Here is a 2,107-nt window from a genome sequence, read left to right as displayed (position 1 = left end):
GAGACGACACTCGGGACCTCAGCCTGCACAGCCTCAGTCCACAGCACGAAAACGGTCCACCGACTCCGTCGGCGGACCGTCACGAAACTTCGAGGCTAGGCATGCGCGATACCCATATACACAAAAGTCGTGTACTTCACGGGCGTTCAGGGCGTGGCTCCTCGCCCGGATCAGTCTGAACGAATACGTCTCGTGACGAAATGGTCATGGTCTTCTCGCTCGGAAGTCCGGTGTGAGCGTCAACTACGCTGACGAAGTATCCGCTTGGAGGGCCTGCGCTAACTGTCTGTGTATCCGAGTCGAGGCTCCACAGAGGTGATTCCACGGTTCCGGCAAGTGATTCAGTGCCCGACCGGAACCGTATGGCGGCACCTAGAGCGTAACCACCGCCAGCAGCCGTCAGCGCCAGATCGATGGCGGCAGTCATGGGTTGCAGGCTTGCGAAGCGCCGGGTCTCAATCGTGCCTGTGGCTGGTCCATCCGGGCGCTCCTTCACGTGTACGTCGATGAACTCCACAGCGTGCCAGGCGCGAAGTACCGGGTCTTCGTCTGCGGTCGCATCCTTGGTGGCGCTCCGGATCAGTAGTTTCCTGAGAAGTTCGGCGGACTCGTCGTTCTCCTCGATGGAGATCGGTGATCCGCGGCGCACTCCGTGCCCCAAGCGCTGCAAGCAAGCACACAGCCAGCCTTCAAGGGCATCCGGGCTTGCCGACTGGGATATTCGGAAACGCAAATGTCGAAGTCCGATGTCCCCGGGATCGAGCGCGGTGCTTCCGGCGATCGCGTACACCAGCAGAGACCACCGGTCTTCGACTGTTGAGGGTGTCGACTTGGGAGCCGGCCCAGGCTGAGTTCCGTAGGGAGCAGCAGCGCAAAGGGCCATCAATTGGCGAGAGCGACTCTCCGAGGCCTTCCATTTTTCGTTCAACATGGACGGTAGGCTACAACTCGGGGGCAATGAGCTGTTCCCAGTAACCGTCGGCCACCGTCCGTGAGCGAGCGGCGTGTCGTGCGGTCCGTGGTATCCCCAAGTCCGGGCAGGCGTGAGGCCCCTGGTAGGAACGATCTTGCGACAGAAAGATCCGACCGAGGGGCCTCACATGCCGACCAGTGTCACATACACCGCCGTGCTCGATGTGAAGCGGTCCACCGCCGAGTACCTGGCCGGCCTCCTGCGCGACCACCGGATCGTGACCAGGACCCGCAAGGGGCGACGCGCGCTGGGCTGCTTCAAGCAGGCCGTGCTCGTGCTGCGCTGGTTCCTCGACGGCACCCGCCTGGCCCAACTCGCCCGTGACAATGGCCTGTCGACCTCAACTGCATACCGCTACCTCCACGAGGTACTGGCCGTCCTGGCCGCCGGCGCACCGGACCTGTCCACCGCGCTGGAGCGCGCGAAGGCAGCCGGGCTGACGCATCTGAACCTCGACGGTACGGTCATCCGTACCGACCGCGTCGCCGCCCCGGGTCCCAACGGCGCAGACCTCTGGTGGTCCGGAAAACACAAGCACCATGGCGGGAACGTGCAGGTCATCGCCACCCCGGACGGCTGGCCGATCTGGGTCTCGCCCGTACGGCCGGGCCGGGAACACGACACCACCTGCGCCCGCCACCACGGGCTGGTCGAAGCACTCAACCGCATCGCGGCCGAGCTGGACATGCCGACCCTGGTCGACCTCGGCTACGAGAACGTCGGCGACGGCTTCCGGCACCCGCACAAGAAGCCCGCCGGAGGCGAGCTGACCGAGGCCCAGCAGACGTACAACAAGGTCATCCGCGGCATCCACGGCGTCTGCGAGCGCGCCAACTCCCTGCTCAAGACCACCTTCAAGGCACTGCGCAGGGTCAGCTTCGACCCCAGCCGCATCACGAAGATCGCCGCCGCGGCCCTCGTCCTGCTCCAGCTCGAGTACGACCGCACCATCTGAACAATCACACACCGTCGTGATCCATTACTGGCAAAGGCTCAATGGGCCGGTGTGCGCAGGCGAGTAGACTGCCCGAAGGGCTAGCCTCGAAGTTTCGTGACGGTCCGCCGACGGAGTCGGTGGACCGTTTTCGTGCTGTGGACTGAGGCTGTGCAGGCTGAGGTCCCGAGTGTCGTCTC

The 2,107-nt window shown here is 64.3% G+C and carries 2 protein-coding genes; one reads left to right on the top strand and one right to left on the bottom strand.

The genetic code is table 11. The annotated features are described in order from the left end of the window. Positions 1–136: 136 nt before the first annotated feature. Positions 137–790: a hypothetical protein gene (locus tag M1203_RS38415; protein WP_249954508.1), complete on the bottom strand. Its 654-nt coding sequence runs from the start codon at positions 788–790 to the stop codon at positions 137–139. 310 nt (positions 791–1,100) lie between these two features. Here M1203_RS38415 and M1203_RS38410 point away from each other — a divergent pair, with 310 nt between their 5' ends. Beyond that, complete coding sequence (locus M1203_RS38410; protein WP_249954507.1) at positions 1,101–1,928, top strand: transposase family protein; 828 nt, start codon at positions 1,101–1,103, stop codon at positions 1,926–1,928. The last annotated feature ends 179 nt before the right edge of the window (positions 1,929–2,107 follow it).

Source organism: Streptomyces sp. 35G-GA-8, assembly GCF_023534745.1.
Classification (GTDB): Bacteria; Actinomycetota; Actinomycetes; order Streptomycetales; family Streptomycetaceae; genus Streptomyces.
Note: the sequence above shows the minus strand (reverse complement) of the source record. Positions and strands in the feature narration are given on the sequence as shown.

Bases quoted from the DNA above. Each gene is read 5' to 3' on its own strand.
- M1203_RS38410 (WP_249954507.1), top strand. From the start codon at position 1,101: ATGCCGACCAGTGTCACATACACCGCCGTGCTCGATGTGAAGCGGTCC.